General features: G+C 35.0%; 15 protein-coding genes. 4 read left to right on the top strand and 11 right to left on the bottom strand.

The window, feature by feature from the left end; translation table 11 throughout:
* Positions 1 to 17: 17 nt before the first annotated feature.
* Complete coding sequence (chrH, locus tag J2786_RS03310) at positions 18 to 1,115, bottom strand: MNIO family chryseobactin maturase (RefSeq protein WP_047431441.1); 1,098 nt, start codon at positions 1,113 to 1,115, stop codon at positions 18 to 20.
* Positions 1,116 to 1,118: 3 nt separating this feature from the next.
* Positions 1,119 to 1,340, bottom strand: coding sequence for an MNIO class RiPP chryseobasin precursor ChrA (gene chrA / locus J2786_RS03305; protein WP_047431444.1), 222 nt, complete (start codon positions 1,338 to 1,340; stop codon positions 1,119 to 1,121).
* Between the two features lie 154 nt (positions 1,341 to 1,494).
* Here chrA and J2786_RS03300 point away from each other — a divergent pair, with 154 nt between their 5' ends.
* On the top strand, positions 1,495 to 3,342 hold the full coding sequence (locus tag J2786_RS03300; protein WP_047431447.1) for an alpha-L-fucosidase: 1,848 nt from the start codon (positions 1,495 to 1,497) through the stop codon (positions 3,340 to 3,342).
* A 61-nt stretch (positions 3,343 to 3,403) separates the two neighbouring features.
* Here J2786_RS03300 and J2786_RS03295 read toward each other — a convergent pair whose 3' ends face one another.
* The 9 genes from J2786_RS03295 to J2786_RS03255 all read right to left on the bottom strand — a co-directional run bounded on the left by J2786_RS03295 (position 3,404) and on the right by J2786_RS03255 (position 12,350).
* Positions 3,404 to 3,820 (bottom strand): nucleoside-diphosphate kinase, encoded by a 417-nt coding sequence (locus J2786_RS03295; RefSeq protein ID WP_034687444.1) that lies wholly within the window; start codon positions 3,818 to 3,820, stop codon positions 3,404 to 3,406.
* 652 nt (positions 3,821 to 4,472) lie between these two features.
* Positions 4,473 to 5,399: a ribosome small subunit-dependent GTPase A gene (gene rsgA, locus J2786_RS03290; RefSeq protein WP_034698541.1), complete on the bottom strand. Its 927-nt coding sequence runs from the start codon at positions 5,397 to 5,399 to the stop codon at positions 4,473 to 4,475.
* 161 nt (positions 5,400 to 5,560) lie between these two features.
* A complete protein-coding gene (locus tag J2786_RS03285; protein ID WP_047431451.1) occupies positions 5,561 to 6,640 on the bottom strand; it encodes a chorismate mutase in 1,080 nt (359 codons plus the stop codon).
* A gap of 401 nt (positions 6,641 to 7,041) precedes the next feature.
* Positions 7,042 to 7,617, bottom strand: coding sequence for a DUF8439 domain-containing protein (locus J2786_RS03280; protein ID WP_310023964.1), 576 nt, complete (start codon positions 7,615 to 7,617; stop codon positions 7,042 to 7,044).
* Between the two features lie 38 nt (positions 7,618 to 7,655).
* Positions 7,656 to 8,741, bottom strand: a complete 1,086-nt coding sequence (gene dnaX, locus J2786_RS03275) for a DNA polymerase III subunit gamma/tau (RefSeq protein ID WP_142015281.1) — start codon at positions 8,739 to 8,741, stop codon at positions 7,656 to 7,658.
* A 97-nt stretch (positions 8,742 to 8,838) separates the two neighbouring features.
* On the bottom strand, positions 8,839 to 9,471 hold the full coding sequence (locus J2786_RS03270) for a TetR/AcrR family transcriptional regulator (protein WP_047375406.1): 633 nt from the start codon (positions 9,469 to 9,471) through the stop codon (positions 8,839 to 8,841).
* A 5-nt stretch (positions 9,472 to 9,476) separates the two neighbouring features.
* Positions 9,477 to 10,733: an aminotransferase class I/II-fold pyridoxal phosphate-dependent enzyme gene (locus tag J2786_RS03265; protein WP_047431456.1), complete on the bottom strand. Its 1,257-nt coding sequence runs from the start codon at positions 10,731 to 10,733 to the stop codon at positions 9,477 to 9,479.
* 429 nt (positions 10,734 to 11,162) lie between these two features.
* Complete coding sequence (locus J2786_RS03260) at positions 11,163 to 11,519, bottom strand: helix-turn-helix domain-containing protein (protein WP_047431460.1); 357 nt, start codon at positions 11,517 to 11,519, stop codon at positions 11,163 to 11,165.
* Between the two features lie 93 nt (positions 11,520 to 11,612).
* On the bottom strand, positions 11,613 to 12,350 hold the full coding sequence (locus tag J2786_RS03255) for a LuxR C-terminal-related transcriptional regulator (protein WP_047431463.1): 738 nt from the start codon (positions 12,348 to 12,350) through the stop codon (positions 11,613 to 11,615).
* Positions 12,351 to 12,439: 89 nt separating this feature from the next.
* On the opposite strand from J2786_RS03255, the gene J2786_RS03250 reads away from it, so the two are divergent.
* The 3 genes from J2786_RS03250 (at position 12,440) to J2786_RS03240 (ending at position 17,441) form a co-directional block, all read left to right on the top strand.
* On the top strand, positions 12,440 to 13,087 hold the full coding sequence (locus J2786_RS03250) for a DUF1349 domain-containing protein (RefSeq protein WP_047431466.1): 648 nt from the start codon (positions 12,440 to 12,442) through the stop codon (positions 13,085 to 13,087).
* A 746-nt stretch (positions 13,088 to 13,833) separates the two neighbouring features.
* Positions 13,834 to 16,833 (top strand): ligand-binding sensor domain-containing protein, encoded by a 3,000-nt coding sequence (locus tag J2786_RS03245; RefSeq protein WP_047431468.1) that lies wholly within the window; start codon positions 13,834 to 13,836, stop codon positions 16,831 to 16,833.
* The gene (locus J2786_RS03240; RefSeq protein ID WP_047431472.1) at positions 16,830 to 17,441 is read left to right on the top strand and encodes a response regulator; all 612 of its coding nucleotides are present in this window, start codon (positions 16,830 to 16,832) and stop codon (positions 17,439 to 17,441) included. The genes J2786_RS03245 and J2786_RS03240 overlap by 4 nt, the downstream gene beginning before the upstream one ends.
* The last annotated feature ends 111 nt before the right edge of the window (positions 17,442 to 17,552 follow it).

Genomic DNA, 17,552 nt, shown 5'->3' with positions numbered 1-17,552 from the left:
GTTATCAGAGAATAGAATTAATAAGGATTCCATTTTTTAATAATATTCTGGGCTGTAAGGATCATTTCGGAGTCCCAGTTTTCTGTTTTAAAATAATGAAAATCCTGATCTTTGACAGTTTCCACTTCTGCATTATTATAAAGAAGCCTTGTAAGTTTCGACTGTTCTTCATACAAAAGCAGGTCTTCCAAAGGTTTCTCCGGAAGTTTCATTTCCTTTTTACACCAATTGCTTTTTTCTTTCAATTTCAAATCTGAAGTTTCAATTATTGTTCTCACTTTATTAAAATCTTCCAGAAAATTATTTCTTTCTTCTTCCGTTTTTAAAGTATGCCCGAGTCTTTCAATAATAATATATTCCAGATTTGGACATTGCGCCATGACTGAGGGAAAAACTGAAAGAATTTCTTCAGGAATAATATCATCATGAGTATCCCTCCTCACCTGCTTCTTTCCATATACACTCTCTTGCCAGCTTCCTCCTGAAAGATGAATTTCTTTTACCTTATCCAAAGGATATAAGTCAATTATCTCCTGCATTCCTGCTTCGAAATTACAGGATTGGCAGTAAATATTATGAAGATCAAGAATCAGAAAGCCGTTTGTATCTTCCGTCAGCTGATCAAGAAATATTCCCTGTTCTTTAACATCTTCTATGGAAAATGAAAATGCCAGATTTTCTATTCCTACAGGAATATTTACAGTTTCCTGAAGTCTGTATAATCTGTCTTTTCCTATTTGTAAAGTTTTGGAATGTAAAGATACCGGCAACGGCACTCCCTGATGGAAATTCTCAGTATTCATGAAGCCAAAATGTTCCGTTATATGGTTGTATTTGCGCAGACTGACTTCTTCTTTAAGTTGTTTCAGCCATTCTTCCTGTCTTTCCGTCCATCTCGCATCAAACAAAGAATAATAAACACCATGTCCTATTAAGCGGCTATTTTCAGCGTAGAAATTCAACAGATCCCGAAGCCACTCCGGTTCATGGGTATGATAAAGAGTATCAAAAGACCATTCCATCACTTCGATAGAATTATTCTGCAACAATGGCAAAATAGCAGAAACAAAATCTGCCTCTGCCATCATTGATACTCCTAACATTGGCTTTCTCATCTTCTACCCCATTCCGCAAGCCGGACAGCCATGCCCACGGAGTACAAGTGTATCTTTTTTAACAACAGGCTTGGGTGTTCCTGGTTTTTTCTTATCCACCGTATCTGTAGAAGTGGCTTTCTTTACTTTTTTAACTGGCTTTCCGGTTTTACCTTCCGGCTTAGTAGTCTGTGCGGAAACACCTACCGCTAATAAACTCGCCATTAATATTGCTGGAATTTTCATAATTTCTCTTTCAGATGAATTTTACAATAAACGTTCCATTTATAAAAATACAATAATAAGAAACGTTTTGATAACAATTATCAGTAAATATTAGAAACTATTCTATACTATAATGCTTTCTTTATCTATATTTAATGGTAAAATAAATCTATATATGAAAAGTAGTCTGATTAAAGCTGTTTTCCTTGGATTAATATTATCTGCACATAGTATTGATGCACAGGTTCAGACAGTTGACAACAGCAAAAAAATGGAATGGTTTAAAAATGCAAAACTGGGTGTTTTTATTCATTGGGGAATCTATTCCGTCAATGGAATCTCGGAATCATGGTCCTTCTTCAATAATTATATTAATCACGAAAATTATATGAAGCAGCTGAATGGTTTTTCAGCTTCAAAATATCAACCGGAACAATGGGTCAATCTTATTAAGGAATCCGGAGCAAAATATGCTGTCATTACAACCAAACACCATGACGGAGTTTCATTGTGGGACTCAAGAGCAGAAAAGGCCACAACCATTCCTAAAAATTCTCTTGCCAAAAAAGATGTTTTAAGTCCATTTGTTTCTGCGCTTAAAAAATCGGGATTGAAAACAGGCCTTTATTTCTCATTGCCGGATTGGAGCCATCCTTATTATGACATCAATACCAGGACAAAAAAACGCTACGAACTTAAAAATGATCCAAAGCGCTGGCAGAATTTTATAAGCTATTATCAAGGTCAACTCAATGAGCTTTCTACCCAATATTCTCCGGATCTTCTTTGGTTTGATGGCGACTGGGAACATACTGCTGAAGAATGGAAAGCTTCTCAAACCCTGGATTTACTCAAGAAATACAATTCCAATATCATCATTAATTCAAGGCTTAACAATCACGGAGATTACGATACTCCTGAACAGGGTATTCCCGTAGTTCCGCCACAAAATCCATATTGGGAGCTTTGTTACACCATGAATGATTCGTGGGGATATCAGCCTTTTGACAAAAGTTATAAGACACCCAATATGATTGTAAGAACACTGGCAGACGTTATCAGCATGGGAGGAAATCTTCTTCTTGATATAGGTCCCAAACCAGACGGTACCATTCCCGAAGAACAAATTGAGATTTTAAAAAACCTGGGGAGATGGACCTCCAAAAATGAACATGCCATCTATGAAACCACCCGTGGAATTCCTTTTGATAATTATAAAGGGAAATCTTCTTTGTCAACCTCTAAAAAATCTTTATTCCTATATCTGGAAGAAACAAAAAATTTTGCGAAAATTTACGGATTGGCAACCAGACCTCTTTCAGTAAAAATAATCGGAGAGCCATCTGCTGTTGTCAAAAGGGATTATAACGCTGAAAAAACACTGACACTGAATTTCACCCATGTAAAATTTGACAAAGATGTCACTGTGGCAGAAATTACTTTCGACACACCTCCTGTATTTCTAAAAGATTTTAAGAAAGAGGAGCATCCGCTTCCCGAAATACTGGAAAACAAAAATACTCAGGAAGCAGCCTATGATATTGCCAATGCGCTGAACTATGATCAAAATTTACTTACACAGGACGGCCTTACCAGTGATGGCCTTGAGATGAAAATAAAAAAAACGTCTAAAACAAATCCGGAAACTATAGAATGGATAAGCAAACATGCAGAGGCTTTATTTGAAACAGGAAAAGGTCTTCCGTCTGGTCATTACTCAGGAATGAGCGCTCTGTCAAAAGACCAACAGACTCTTTACCTTTTTGTGGAAGGAGTACCTACCGGCCCTGTTGCTCTGAAAGGGATAAAAAATAACATTGCCAGAATAAGAATCGTAGGAGAAGGCAGCATGCTTAATCATACGATCTATAATAAACTTTACTGGAGTGACCGCCCAGGAATTATTTATATTGATATTCCCAAAGAAAGACTGGATAAACAAATGACGGTGATTGCAGTTTTGCTTAATAAACCTGTTGAACTGTACAGAGAAAATGTGGGAGCCATTGAAAATAACCTTTAATCCATATAAAAACAAAATCCGGAGAAATTCTCCGGATTTCTTATTTTGTAAGATGATTTTCTTAGAAAATCTCTCTTCCTGAAAAATGGAACTGAGCTTCGATTAATGCATTCTCGTCAGAATCTGAACCATGAACAGCATTTTCTCCGATACTTCTTGCAAACATTTTTCTGATAGTACCTTCTGCAGCTTCTGCAGGGTTAGTAGCACCAATTAATGTTCTGAAGTCTTCAACTGCATTGTCTTTTTCTAAAACTGCTGCAACGATAGGACCAGAGCTCATGAATTCTACCAATTCTCCATAAAATGGTCTCTCAGCATGTACTTCATAGAATTTTTTTGCATCAGCAACTGTAAGCTGAGTTAATTTTAAAGCTTTGATCTTAAAACCTCCTTCAGCAATCTTACCCAATATAGCACCGATATGTCCGTCAGCAACAGCATCAGGCTTAATCATAGTGAATGTAATGTTAGACATAAATGTATATTTTTTTAATGGCGCAAAATTACAAAAAATATCTTTGATTTTTATTTTAATTTTTTTTTAACATAAAAATAACTTTTATTAAGAAATTGTAACACAAACTTTGGCACAGTAATTGTTTATTCTATTGCGATTCTCATGTTTAATTTGAGTTTTCATGGTTATTAGTTTTTACCCAGCTTCGGCTGGGTTTTTTATTTTCAAAAAATAGCATTATTTTTTATTAATTATATAATTTTACAATTAATATTGGATCATATTTAATGATTTTCTCCATTTTGTTTCAATTGGTGAAATAATTTCATTTTCTGAAAATCCAATTATTTGATGGCCCAAAATGTGACAAAAGTGGAGTTATCTGCCAAAACTGTAAAAGTGAAAAGTAGAGTTATCTAAAAACGAATATTTTTTTATTTAAAAATCAAAAAAAATAATTACTAGAAATAAAACATCCAGAATACATTAAATTAATCTTTAAAAAAATAATAACAGTAAATATTATCCTGTAATAGTAAGAAAGCACCTTTGCCAAGGTTTAACATCTTGATAAGGGTATCATTTTCAGTAATTTTTAAAACAGAAAAGAGACCATCCGCAGACAGCCTCTGTATTTCTAACAAAATATGTACTAAAAAGGTTTTATTAATTATTTTTGGGAGGCTTCTTCTGCTTCATCCATCAATTTAATATAAGTTGCATAGCGGGAATGTTGAATCTCGCCTGTTTCAAGAGCATCGATAACGGCACATTTCGGTTCATTGATATGAAGACAGTTGTGAAATTTGCACTCTTCTCTCTTTTTGAAAATTTCAGGGAAATAATGCTGCACTTCTTCTTTTTCAATATCAATCATTGCAAATTCACGGACTCCCGGAGTATCAATAACGTTTCCGCCAAAATGCCAAAAGTGCATCTGGGCAAAAGTTGTTGTGTGCTTTCCTTTCAGATGCGTATCAGAAATCTCAGACGTCTTCAAATTCAGTCCTGGCTGCAAAGCATTCACTAAAGTAGATTTTCCACAGCCTGAATGGCCAAAAAACACCGAGGTTTTATCTTTAAGAATTTCCTGAAGCTGATCCAGATTCAATTTCGAATAGGAAGAAATTTCCAGGGTATCATATCCAATTTCCTGATATAAGAATTCAATGTCTTTTACAATTTCAATTTCTTCTTCGTGTAAAACATCAATTTTATTAAAAAGAATCAGTGGGGTAATGTTATAGGCTTCACAGCACGCCAGGAACCTGTCCAGAAATCCTAAAGATGTTTCAGGATGTTTCAGGGTAAAGATAAAGCATGCCAAATCAATATTGGAAGCAATAATATGAGCTTCTTTTGAAAGGTTTACAGATTTTCTGATCAGATAATTGGAGCGTGGTTCTATTTTTGTGATCCAGGCTATATCATCCTGCTCCAGTTGAAACTCAACAAAATCTCCTACAGCAAGTGGATTGGTAAGTCTGGTTTTTATTAATTTGAATTTCCCCCTGATTCTGGCCTCGAAAATTTTATTTGTTTCCAATTCCAAAACCTGGTACCAACTGCCTGTAGATTTAATGATTTTTCCTTTCATAGATAATGCTGGTGCAAATATACGCAATTAGGGCTTAGCATTCAGGAAATAGGTTTAAAAACACATGTTTCAATTGCCCTACATACTGATGACTAAGCCCTGATTTATTTTTTTTCTGAATATATAGTAAAAATGATGCTTCTCTTACTATTATCCATAATTTATCTTTCGATCATAATATTATTCTGAACTTCAATAGATTCTTCGTGAATCGCTTTGAATACTTTTTCAATAAACTCCTGAGACATTCCTGTTTCTTTTGCTTTTTGAGTTGCATATTCCGTGATTACTTTCCAACGCTCAGGCTGGAAGATCGCGATGTCATTCTCTTTTTTAAGCTTACCGATTTTCTCAGAAATTTTCATTCTTTGAGAAAGAAGTTCAATTAACTGGAAGTCAAGATCTGAGATCAAAGTTCTGTGTCTTCCCATCTCTCCTTCAAAACCTGCAAGATTAGAGCTTCTCACTTTCAGATTTCCGATAAGGTCTGCAAGAACTTCAGGGGTAATCTGCTGGGAAGCATCACTCCACGCTTCATCAGGATTGCAGTGAGATTCAATGATTGCTCCCTGGTATCCTACGTTAAGGGCTTCCTGTGTAATATCTGCAAGACCGGTTCTGTTTCCGCAGATGTGAGAAGGGTCGATTAACATTGGAATATTTGGGAACTGGCTCTTGAAATCAAGGGCAATCTGCCAGTTTGGATTGTTTCTGTATTTTGTTTTCTGGTAGGTTGAAAATCCTCTGTGAATGACTCCCAGGTTTTTAATATCCTGTCCTAAAAGTCTCTCCAACGCTCCGATCCATAATGCAAGATCCGGATTCACGGGGTTTTTCACGAATACAGGTTTATCAGTCCCTCTTAAAGCCATTGCAATTTCCTGTACTGTAAATGGATTCACTGTAGAACGCGCTCCGATCCAAAGAACATCAACGTCTGCTTCTAAAGCTGCAAACACGTGGTGTGCATTAGCTACCTCAGTTGCTGTTTTAAAACCATATTCTTCTTTTACCTTTTTCAGCCAGTTCAAACCGATCACTCCTACTCCTTCAAAACCGTTGGGTTTGGTACGGGGCTTCCAGATGCCGGCACGGAAAACTGATACATTAGCATTGGATTCTTTAATTCTCCTGGCCGTTTCAAGCATTTGAGCTTCACTTTCCGCGCTGCATGGTCCTGCAATCATTAGAGGCTGTGTAAGCCCATCGATCCACTCATTTTTTAAATCATTTAAATTCATTATTCTAAATTTTTATTGTTTTTTTATATTAATTATTCATTGACAGCAATAGCCCTTTGGATTATAAAATTTAATTTATAATTCTTTTCAAAAAATGCCGTTCAAAATTGTTTAAAGGAATCAGGAAAATAATAGGGCTCTACTTCTCCTGTATTTTTTGGAAAGAAATTCAGTTAACAGTACCAATAAAATCGGTAATACGTTCTGAAATTTCTATAATAAGAAGCAGAAAAACTAAAATAACCGCTAAAAAAGTAATTAGCGGGTGCAAAGAAAGACTGATATGTTTTAGTCAATTTTTCCATTTTATTCTGGAAATGTCTTTATTTAGCGTTTCTGGTTGTAATTTGTTTTTGTCAAAAATTTATTTTCGACAGAAATATTTGACAAATATATAAAAATTATGTCAAATCAAACTTCATTAAATCATCAAGATCTTTCAAAAGTGGATTTTTTTCTATAAATTTTTCAAACATCTTTCTTTTCGTCACCACCTCAATCTTCAGATTTTCAACGTCTCTGACGTATTCTACCTCGATACTATGATTCTGAATTTTTCTTTTAAAATGATTAAAAAATTCTCCACTTATTTTATCAAATTCTACTTTTGCAGAATCTGAAGGGAATAAAACTTTGATTTTATGCTCTTCAGCTTTTACCAGTTTGAAGGTCTTTACGGCATTAAATACAAAATTATTTTTTACCTGAAGCTGTTTAAGCATAATTTTCCATTCCATCTGCAGGTCTGTGTCTGTAAAATGGTTCTGCGGAAGATGATCAGTTCTTACCACAACATCTTCTGTGGTTTCTACTTTATCTTCTTTATTCAAAAAGGAATTGATGCTGAAACCGGAAGAAATTCCCGGTCTTGATAACGGTTTGTTTGTTTTTGTCACTGAAACTTCCTGAACTATCTGGGAAGCTGCAGGTTGTGATTCTGCTTTAACTTCTTTCTTTTCCGGAGCTTTTTCCGGCATCTTTACCTCCTGTTTCTCACTGAGAAACGGGGCCAGTATCAGGAATTTTTTTTTTTAGTATCGCCTAAATTAGCTGTCAGTGAAGCCAGCTGCATTAATGCAATTTCAACCGTAAGTCTTGGGTTTTTTGAATTCTTATAATTAATATCCGCATGATTACAGATTTCAATACCGTCGATAAGCTGCTGGGCGGCCCATTTTTGGCCTTGCTCTACAAATTTGGCCTTGGTTTTCTCTCCTACTTCAATGAGTTCCATGGTGGAAGCATTCTGCGCCATCATCAGATCTCTGAAATGATTTCCTAATCCGGCAATGAAAATATGAGGATCAAAACCTTTCTTTACAATCTCATTGAAGGCGAAAAGCACGTCAGGAATTTTGTTTTCCTTGGCGAGATCCACGATGTTCAGATACTGATCATAGTCCAGAATATTGAGTACTTCAGCGGCTTTTGCCAGGGTAATATTTTTCTGGGAGAAGGTAGAAAGTCTGTCGAAGATAGAGAGCGCATCTCTTAATGCACCGTCGGCTTTCTGAGCGATCAGGTACAATGCATCATCTTCATACTGGATATTTTCTTTTTGGGCAATGTTTCTAAGATGATTCTGAATGTCTTCAATGACAATTCTTTTAAAGTCATAGATCTGACAACGGGATAAAATTGTTGGAATAATTTTATGTTTCTCCGTTGTTGCCAAAATAAAAATAGCGTGAGCAGGCGGTTCTTCCAGCGTTTTAAGGAAAGCATTGAAAGCGGCAGAAGACAGCATATGAACCTCATCAATGATATATACTTTGTATTTACCAACCTGAGGTGCAAAACGTACCTGATCTATAAGTTCTCTGATATCATCTACAGAGTTATTGGATGCAGCATCCAATTCATAGATATTGTAAGCAAAGCCGTCTTCTGAAACCGAGCCATCTTTCTCATTGATCTTTCTTGCAAGAATTCTGGCACAAGTAGTTTTACCCACACCACGAGGACCGCAAAAAAGTAATGCCTGAGCTAATTGACTTTCTTCAATTGCATGTTCTAAAGTATCCGTAATATGGGATTGTCCTACAACCGTATCAAACTCCTGAGGACGATATTTTCTTGCAGATACTATAAAATTTTCCATTGGTCAAAAATAAGAAATATAGTTTTAATTTGAAAATTAAAAGTTTTCAAATATCAACAAAAACATATTTCTGTTCAAATCGGAAAACTTTTAACCCTTACTTTTTTTTACTGTATGCAAAGTCAATCAACTCAACGATAGCGCCTTCAATCTCTTTTCTACCTTCTTCAGTTTTCAGGTCAATACCGCAGAACTTGTTTGCGTTATATCCTGTATAAAGGTTAAGATAGTAAGCACCGGAAACAATAAGAGCCATAATTGCTCTATGTCTTGTTGCTACTCCTTCACCAAAGTAAGGATCTGAGATGTTTCCAAATAAAACTTCTCCTACTTCTTCACGTTGTTCAACTAATTTCTTAAGAATAGGCTTACTTTCTGAAAGTTCCCAAAGGATAATCTTCTGAAGTTCTTTATTTTTCTTCAGGTTTTCGAACTGGTTTAATACCACCATTTTAGTAAGTTCGTGCCCACCGTCTGAGAAATCCATATCAACGTCCTGGTTGACCTGGCTCCAGTAATCCTGAGATTTGATATACTCATCGATCAGTTTATCAGTACTTCCAAAGTACTCGTAGATCAATTTTTTATCAAATCCGGCAACGGCAGCTATCTTGCTTACTTTTAGTCCGGAATATCCTTTTACTCTTAAAATTTTACCAACTGCAGCAAGCAGTTTCTGCTTTGTTTTTTCTTTGTCCCTAATGGGGCCCTGCACTACTTTTCTAGGCATAATTATTATTTTTTCGCAATATGCAATTTTTTATTAATATCATCAAACGCATTAAGCGTTTTGTCGAGATGTTCTTTTTCGTGTCTTGCCGTTACACTCATCCTGATACGTGCATCTTTTCTTGGTACAGCCGGGTAAAGAATCGGATTGGTATAGATTCCTTTTTCTATTAGTAGTTTTCCGGCTTCTCCTGTTACATAGGGATCTCCAATTTTTACGGGAATAATTGCAGAGCATGTAACGCCTGTATCTAATCCTAAGTCGTCAAGTCCTTTTTTGAAATAATTGATATTATCCCAGAGTTTTTCTCTCCAGATAGGTTCTTCGTCAATTAAATCAATGGCTTTAACGATTCCGGCGGATGATGGTGGAGCTGTAGCTGAGAAGATCTGCTGGCGGGAATGGAATCTGATGAATGCAGCTATTTTTTTATCTGCAATGACATATCCTCCCAGATTTCCAAATGTTTTGCTGAATGTACCTGTGATGATGTCTACTTTATCCAATAACCCAGCCTGTTCCAAAGTACCTCTTCCGGTTTCCCCAAGGATGCCGACACCATGTACGTCGTCTACCATCAGAAAGGCATTATACTTTTTCACAAGGTCATAGATCTCATTAATACGGGAGGTATCACCATCCTGGGAATACACTCCGTCCACAATAACGAGTTTCGTACGGTACAGATTTTCAGATACCTTCAAAATGTGTTCCAAAGATTCCAAATTATTGTGAGGAAATGTTTTTTTATTGGTAAAAGCACATCCTTCATGCACACTGGCGTGTACAGCCATATCTAAAATAGCAAGATCTTCTTTCTGCATTAAACATTGTAAACTCGCACTATTGGCGGTGTAACCTGTTGTAAATACTACAGCCTCATCTTCTGTTCTTTTAAAGAAGCTTGAAATTTTCTTTTCTAAAGCATTGTGGTAGTCAAAATATCCACCGATAAGAGGAGTTGCTCCTGTACCGGTACCATATTTTTCTATTCCCTCAATAGCAGCTTGTTTTACTTTAGGGTGCTGCGTAAACCCTAAATAATCACTGGATACAAAACTAACAAATTCTCTGTTGTGGTTTGCAATATTTACATTCAGTATTGCATTGGTCCCTGAAGTATTCTTCAGTCTGTAATTCATGTGTCCATTAGACTTTACATAGTCCAAATATTCATAAAAAATTTCAGCCCTTTGAGCCATATCATTGTCTGGTATATTCTCAAAGTCTTTGATAGTTGCTGTTGTGAAATTGATGCTCATCCTTAATCTTGTTTGTTGTGGTTTAAAAAAAACAAATATATAACTATTTAAAGGGCTTAAGCTCCCATATTAAGATTAAATATTATTAAAGGCACAATAATTTATTCTTATTCTCTGGAAACCAAACTTAATGCTCTATATAGGTTTCTTTTTAACATTTATCCTTTTTGAATTAATTAGTTTTTTCTTACCTAAATTTAATAAAAAAAGTAAACAATAAAGAAATATTAATAGAAAAATAATAAAAAAAGGCAATTATTTTTTACAACCATCTCATTTATAAAAGATTATTTTGCAGTAATTTTAACATTTTAATTCACTAAATTACCTTTTACAGCAGGTATTTCAGCACGATTAAATCCCTACCCAGAGACGAAAATTCTCTCCAACTTCCTTCAGTAGCAATTTTAAAGAAAAAAAATAGTCAGTTTAAAGCGTATGGAAATTTCTGAATTTTCCCGGAGTAAAACCGGTCATTTTTTTGAAAAATTTTGAAAAATTAGATGGGTCATAAGTAAAAATACGCGCAATTTCTGCTACCGATCTATCGGTAATAATAAGCATCTGTTTTGCCTGTTCAATAATTTTTTCATCATAAAAAAAGCAAGGGTGCTGCCCTGTTTCTTTTTTGATCGTATCAGTAAGATGTTTATGGGAAACCGCAAGTTCTCTGGCGATTTCATTGAGCTCCAGAAATTCAGGGACATTTCCTGAAATAATCTCATGGATATGTTGATCTAAAAAGGCAAAATACTGATGGGTAATTTCTTCACTTCTTTTCATCATGTAGGGTTCTTGCTAATCTGTATTCAAGTTATAAAATTAATCATAAGATACAAAATAACACGGTGAACTTTCCGGATGTTTCAAGATGAATATTTACGAAAAACTGTCTTTAAAAGCCTGGGTAGAATTTTTCACTTTTAACTTTTCCAAAATATTCTGACGGTGTCTGTTTACTGTATTGATGCTGATAGAAAGAAGACCTGCAATTTCTTTACTGGCATATCCCTCCCCGATAAATTTTAAAACTTCCCATTCTCTTGGGCTTAAAATATTTTTATAATCAAGTTTATCTTTTACCACCACTTCCCCTTTTATTACATTAACAATCATAAAATCAGGAACACCAGGTGAAGTAAGAGCCATATTATAAAGACAGAGAGCTAATCTCAATCGGCCGTTATCAGGTGAATACACATAAAACATACGATGTTTTACCCATCTGTAGGTATCATTTTTATCTTTCATCCTGATTTTTGAAACCACACTATATGCCTTACGTTCCTGGATTTCCAGCGTATCCAGTAATCTGAAAAAGCGGAGCTCATGAATGTATTTTTTCAAACGGTCATCAGGATGTATTTTTTTCAGCATCTCTTCTTCCCAGATGGAGTTTATTTCTGCCGGATTTCCATCTATCTTTAAGCCAAGTTCGTCTGCCGCTGCCGATTTATAAATAAAACTCTTGTTCTCCTGCATATCACTCAGCACAACTATTGCACCTTCCATCTGAGCATATGCCAATGCGCTCTGTTTATAGATCTCTATATTAAGCTGGCATTTTTTCGAGACATTATCGAGTAATTTATCACTAAGCTGTTCACGGATTTCCATAATGGTTATTTATCAGTATTGACGCAAATAAAGTTTAATAATACTTTTGCTAAAATAATAATTTACCCTTAGAACTTACCCCAAAGAAAATGAAGAAACTGATTTTCGGCTTTTGCACCTTATTCCTGGTTCAAAAGTTTTCCGCCCAGAGTCTTGAAAAAATGACCTGGTTTAATGAACCTGAAAAATGGGAAATCAAAAACAATAGCCTTTCTATGTTTGTAACGCCACAGAGCGATTACTGGAGGATTTCACATTATGGATTCACCGTAGATGACGCTCCTTTCTATTACGCTACCTATGGTGGTGAATTTGAGGCAAAAGTAAAAATAACCGGCAGTTACAAAACAAGGTTTGACCAGATGGGCCTTATGCTGAGAACAGATCAGGAAAACTATATCAAAGCCGGAGTAGAATTTGTAGATGGCATATACAATCTCAGCACTGTGGTGACCCACCATAAAAGCGACTGGAGTGTCATTACACTGGAAAAAACACCATCTGCTATCTGGATAAAAGCAGTGAGAAGACTGGATGCTGTTGAGATTTTTTATTCTTTTGATGATAAAAATTATATCATGATGAGAAATGCTCCTCTTCAGGACAACACCCCCGTAATGGTTGGATTAATGGCAGCCTGCCCGGACGGAAAAGGTTTCAATGCTGTATTTGAAAACTTCACGGTAAAACATCTTCCGGATCAGCGCAGACTGAAGTGGCTTGAAAGCCATCAATAACGATTGAATTACACTTCAATATACAGTCAATTTTATTTCACCTCCCCTCATTTCCGGGAGTTTTTTTTGCTTAAAAGGATATTCCGGAATTGGGTAATAAAAAAGAGACTGTTTACTTTAGTACAGTCTCTTTTGTGGTTGAGATAAAAACCGTTTGTGTTCTTAGAATCATTATTTTAACAATAAATCTTCTTTACTTGTTATGAAAATATTTTTGCAAAAATATGAATATCCATAGGCACAGACAAAGTTATCATGTAGAATAAACCGTCATTTTTTTGTCAAACTTTTACTACAAAATCAATAATTGAATAAAACTTCAACCATTAATTAAAGAAATAATAAAATTATTCAGGCATAACAATATTTCTCATTGATAACAGTTCTAATACAAACCACAAATCCAGTACAATACAGATATCTGTAAAAGATAATTTAAAATGAATGCTATATAAATTTATCACTTATTATTGAAATATGATAATATTTTGAAAAATTTCGAATGACTTATGGTCCGCAATACATGATAAAACTTAGGCAAAACAAAATACGCAATACTAATTTATCGTTATAATTTCACTATTTTTACGCAATCAAAAAATATAAAACACAAAAGACCAGAAAACTTCAATGATAAAAATTTATTTGCAATCGTTCCTGCCCTTTAAAAAAACTTTGACTTGTACAAATACTATTATTAACCGTCTATTGCATTAGCAGCAGATATAGATCAGTTTTGCACATATATGAGAGTTTGGGCATTTATTTTTGCTTGCATCTATCTAAACATTTCCGGGCAGCACTATACCTCTACATGGTACAATATAGACAATGGACTTCCACAAAGCAGTGCAAAAGCTATTGTGAAAGACAAATATGGCTTCATCTGGATTTCTACCGAAAACGGACTGGTAAGGTATGACGGAAGTTCTTTTATTACCTTTAATAATTTCAGGGTAAATAATCTGCATTTTGGTGAATTCATCGGAGATCCGTGCCTTGACAGCATAACGGTTCTAAATAATTTCCAGGAAAATAAAATCATTATTAAAAACAGATTTCCAAAAATCGCAAGTCTTACTGCCGGTGACAAAATGACCTACTCTAATGGTACCGATATTCTGCACCGTATTGCGAATAACATTATTACGTCGGATTTCTATAATGACGTTCAATATTTTATTCAGCTTAGAAATTCTGTTTATCATTTTACAGAAAAGAATGCCATCATTTACAAGGAAGGGAAAAAGGAAATAAAAATTGATCTCCCTTTTACCAATAAAGATCTGAACTACATTTTTGTACTGAATAATCATCTGTTCATCAATGATCTGAAAAAAAGAAAAACCTACTCAATCTACAAGGGACACCTTTCTGTTTCTGAGAAACCTACTCTTTTTAATCACCCGGACACTAAAATCTATTGGCAACAGATTACCAATCAGACTTTTATTATCAACCATGACAACATTTACCTTTTAGAAGGAAATGAAAAGGATCTCCGCCTGAAATTTCTTGTCAATTTTGAAGAAATCGGTAATCACTCTTATTGCTCTATGTATTATGATGAGAGTTTCAACAAATTGTATCTGGGGACTCTCAATAATGGACTGAACGTACTTCAGTTTTCCAATTTCTATGTTTCAAGAAAAGAGGCTGATTTTTCCAGCAATGTATATTTCGCCTCCCTTCCTTTCAGCCGAAACACAATCATCACCGAGGATGGAACAGAATTCGGGAGAAACGGGATTGTCAACAACCATCTTTTCGGAAATAATGATAATTATCTGATGACGTACGATAATTCCGGAAATATTCTGATCAAAAAAAGAAACAGTATCATCAGGTTTTATAAAAATTCAGGATATAAAAAGAAGGACTCCACTTTTGTAAAAAAAGGACTTGAAACATTTATGAAAAGCGGAACTCTTTATGGGACCACTTTTACAGATCTTTCGGGCACCCAGTTCCATTTATACAAAAAAGATATATTCAGCCAGCCGGATTACACCTATACTTTTAAAAGTTTTATTAATACTTTTTATCAATACAACAGGAATGAAATTCTGACTGGAAACAGCGATGGTCTTTATTCCATAGCACTGGGAAGCAATACCATAACGCCTTTAATCAAAAACATTCATGTCAAAAGTATTATCAGAACAAAAGATAACCTGATATGGATAACTACGGAGAAAAACGGCTTCTATCTTTTCAGGAATCATAAGCTTATCAAGATGCCCAATGACATCAATGATTATTTACAGTCTGCTCATTACATTCTTGAAGATCAAAAGGGATATTATTGGATTTCTTCGAATAATGGAATGTTTAAGGTCTCCAAAAAACAATTACTTCAGTATGCAGAAAACAAAAATACTCCGGTTTTTTATTACCGCTTTACCAAAAAAGACGGTTTTCTGACCAATGAATTTAATGGAAGTTCAGAACCTAATGCTTACGCTCTTGAGAATGGGGATTTTGTGTTTCCTTCAATGGACGGTTTTGTATTTTTTAATCCTGAGAATATTCATACTTATTATCCGGGGAGAAATAAAATTTACATTGAGCGGGTAAAAATCGGAAATTCCGAGCCTCAGTATTTTCATCAGATTCTTGATCTGAAAAACAATTACAAAACAGCGGATGTCTTTATTGATATTCCTTATTTTTCCAATCCTGAAAACCTTTATATTGAGGCCAAAATATCAGGAAAAGAAAACACTGAGTGGGAAAAGATCACAGCAGGGAAAGAATTAAAGTACACCATCAGCAATCTTTCTCCCGGTGATTATACCCTGAGTGTAAGAGTATTGATCTCTGCAGATGGGAAATATGAAGAGAAGACAGTACGTTTCAAAATCCAGCCTCTTTTTTATCAGACATTGCTATTCAGGGTGTCTGCATCCATTATTATCCTTACCATCATTATCGTGATCGTTCAGTTAACGACCAATTTTCTGAGGATTAAGAATAAGGCTTTAAAACAGATTGTTCATAATAAAAATTCTGAACTGAAGGAAACCTCCCTTCACCTGGAGGTCGTAAAAAATAACCTGCAGAAAGAAACTGAATATCAAAAAAAGCTGGTGGAAACCATCAGCCATGATATCACCACGCCGATCAGATTTATTGCCATGCTTTCCCAGAAGCTACACGAGTCTGATGATGTGGAGCTTCAGAAAAAGTATTTTGACAGTATTTATAAATCTTCAGAACAGCTGTATCAGTTTACTCTGAATTTGAAAGAGTATACTGAACTTTATAAGGCTGAAAATATTTTTGAAGAAAAGGAATATCCTATCAATAGAATCCTTGAAATCAAGAATAAATTATTCTGTGAAATTGCAAAAGAAAAAGGAACCACAATTACCAATCTTACTGAAGGGATCATCTATTCTAAGGTAAGTGAAAGTATTTTAACCGCTATTATTCATAACATTCTTGATAATGCGGTGAAAAATACTTTTGAAGGAAATATAACCCTTACAGTTAAGGAAAATCTGCAAAAAACCACCATAATAATTACTGATACAGGAACAGGAATGTCTGAAGAGCAAATTTCTGTTTATATGAACCTGTTCAGAAATCCTAAACTGGAAACCCCTAGTTTTAAAGGAAAAGGGTTGGGTCTTCATATGGTTATACATCTTGTAAAAAAGATCAATGCTGAAATGAATTTCAGACAAAATCATCCTAAAGGAACTGTTGTGGAAATAACACTCAATAAAAACTACTCTCTATGAATGAAAGAATTTTAATCGCTGATGATCATTATGTGGTAAGGGCAGGAACCTCTTTGGTTCTTGAAACAGCTTATCCCGCACTGAATATAGATTTTGCTGAAAATTATGATCAGGTGAAAAAGAAGCTGGAAAATCAACGGTATGACCTTATTATTTTAGATATTGATATGCCGGGAACCCAGTATAAGAAAATGGTTCCTGAACTTAAAGATATACAGAATGACCTTAAGATTCTAATCTTCTCAGGGTATGACAAAGATGTAGCGATCCAGTACATCAGAGAAGGAGCTGAAGGCTACCTGAATAAACAAAGCAGTGAAGAAGAAATAAAAAATGCCGTGAAAACTGTCATTGAAAAGGGATATTTCTACCCTGCAGAACTAATTGGTCTTATCATTCAGAATAAAAGAAATAATCCCGTAGAAAAGTTATCATCCAGGGAATACGAAATTTTCAAACTTCTGGCGGATGGTAACGGTAATCTGGAAATTGCCAACAGGCTCAATATTCAGATGTCTACTGTAAGCACTTACAAAAAAAGGATTTTTCAAAAACTTAATGTCGGTAATATTGCAGAACTGATTAAAGTCTATGAAATGATGCATTAAGAAAACGGGGCCGGAATTTAATAGTATTCCTGCCCCGGAAAAAACACAAATCTCCTGAGATTTTAAATAGCTAACCCCGTTGATTTTGTAAACTTTTATATCATTGTATTT

Origin of the sequence: Chryseobacterium vietnamense (genome assembly GCF_031454475.1) — a bacterium.
Taxonomy (GTDB): domain Bacteria; phylum Bacteroidota; class Bacteroidia; order Flavobacteriales; family Weeksellaceae; genus Chryseobacterium; species Chryseobacterium vietnamense.
The sequence above is the reverse complement of the archived record's forward strand: the minus strand, read 5'-3'. Positions and strand labels throughout refer to the sequence as shown.

Coding starts and splice junctions, on each gene's coding strand:
- chrH (WP_047431441.1), bottom strand. CDS start 1,115: ATGAGAAAGCCAATGTTAGGAGTATCAATGATGGCAGAGGCAGATTTT.
- chrA (WP_047431444.1), bottom strand. CDS start 1,340: ATGAAAATTCCAGCAATATTAATGGCGAGTTTATTAGCGGTAGGTGTT.
- J2786_RS03300 (WP_047431447.1), top strand. CDS start 1,495: ATGAAAAGTAGTCTGATTAAAGCTGTTTTCCTTGGATTAATATTATCT.
- J2786_RS03295 (WP_034687444.1), bottom strand. CDS start 3,820: ATGTCTAACATTACATTCACTATGATTAAGCCTGATGCTGTTGCTGAC.
- rsgA (WP_034698541.1), bottom strand. CDS start 5,399: ATGAAAGGAAAAATCATTAAATCTACAGGCAGTTGGTACCAGGTTTTG.
- J2786_RS03285 (WP_047431451.1), bottom strand. CDS start 6,640: ATGAATTTAAATGATTTAAAAAATGAGTGGATCGATGGGCTTACACAG.
- J2786_RS03280 (WP_310023964.1), bottom strand. CDS start 7,617: ATGCCGGAAAAAGCTCCGGAAAAGAAAGAAGTTAAAGCAGAATCACAA.
- dnaX (WP_142015281.1), bottom strand. CDS start 8,741: ATGGAAAATTTTATAGTATCTGCAAGAAAATATCGTCCTCAGGAGTTT.
- J2786_RS03270 (WP_047375406.1), bottom strand. CDS start 9,471: ATGCCTAGAAAAGTAGTGCAGGGCCCCATTAGGGACAAAGAAAAAACA.
- J2786_RS03265 (WP_047431456.1), bottom strand. CDS start 10,733: ATGAGCATCAATTTCACAACAGCAACTATCAAAGACTTTGAGAATATA.
- J2786_RS03260 (WP_047431460.1), bottom strand. CDS start 11,519: ATGATGAAAAGAAGTGAAGAAATTACCCATCAGTATTTTGCCTTTTTA.
- J2786_RS03255 (WP_047431463.1), bottom strand. CDS start 12,350: ATGGAAATCCGTGAACAGCTTAGTGATAAATTACTCGATAATGTCTCG.
- J2786_RS03250 (WP_047431466.1), top strand. CDS start 12,440: ATGAAGAAACTGATTTTCGGCTTTTGCACCTTATTCCTGGTTCAAAAG.
- J2786_RS03245 (WP_047431468.1), top strand. CDS start 13,834: ATGAGAGTTTGGGCATTTATTTTTGCTTGCATCTATCTAAACATTTCC.
- J2786_RS03240 (WP_047431472.1), top strand. CDS start 16,830: ATGAATGAAAGAATTTTAATCGCTGATGATCATTATGTGGTAAGGGCA.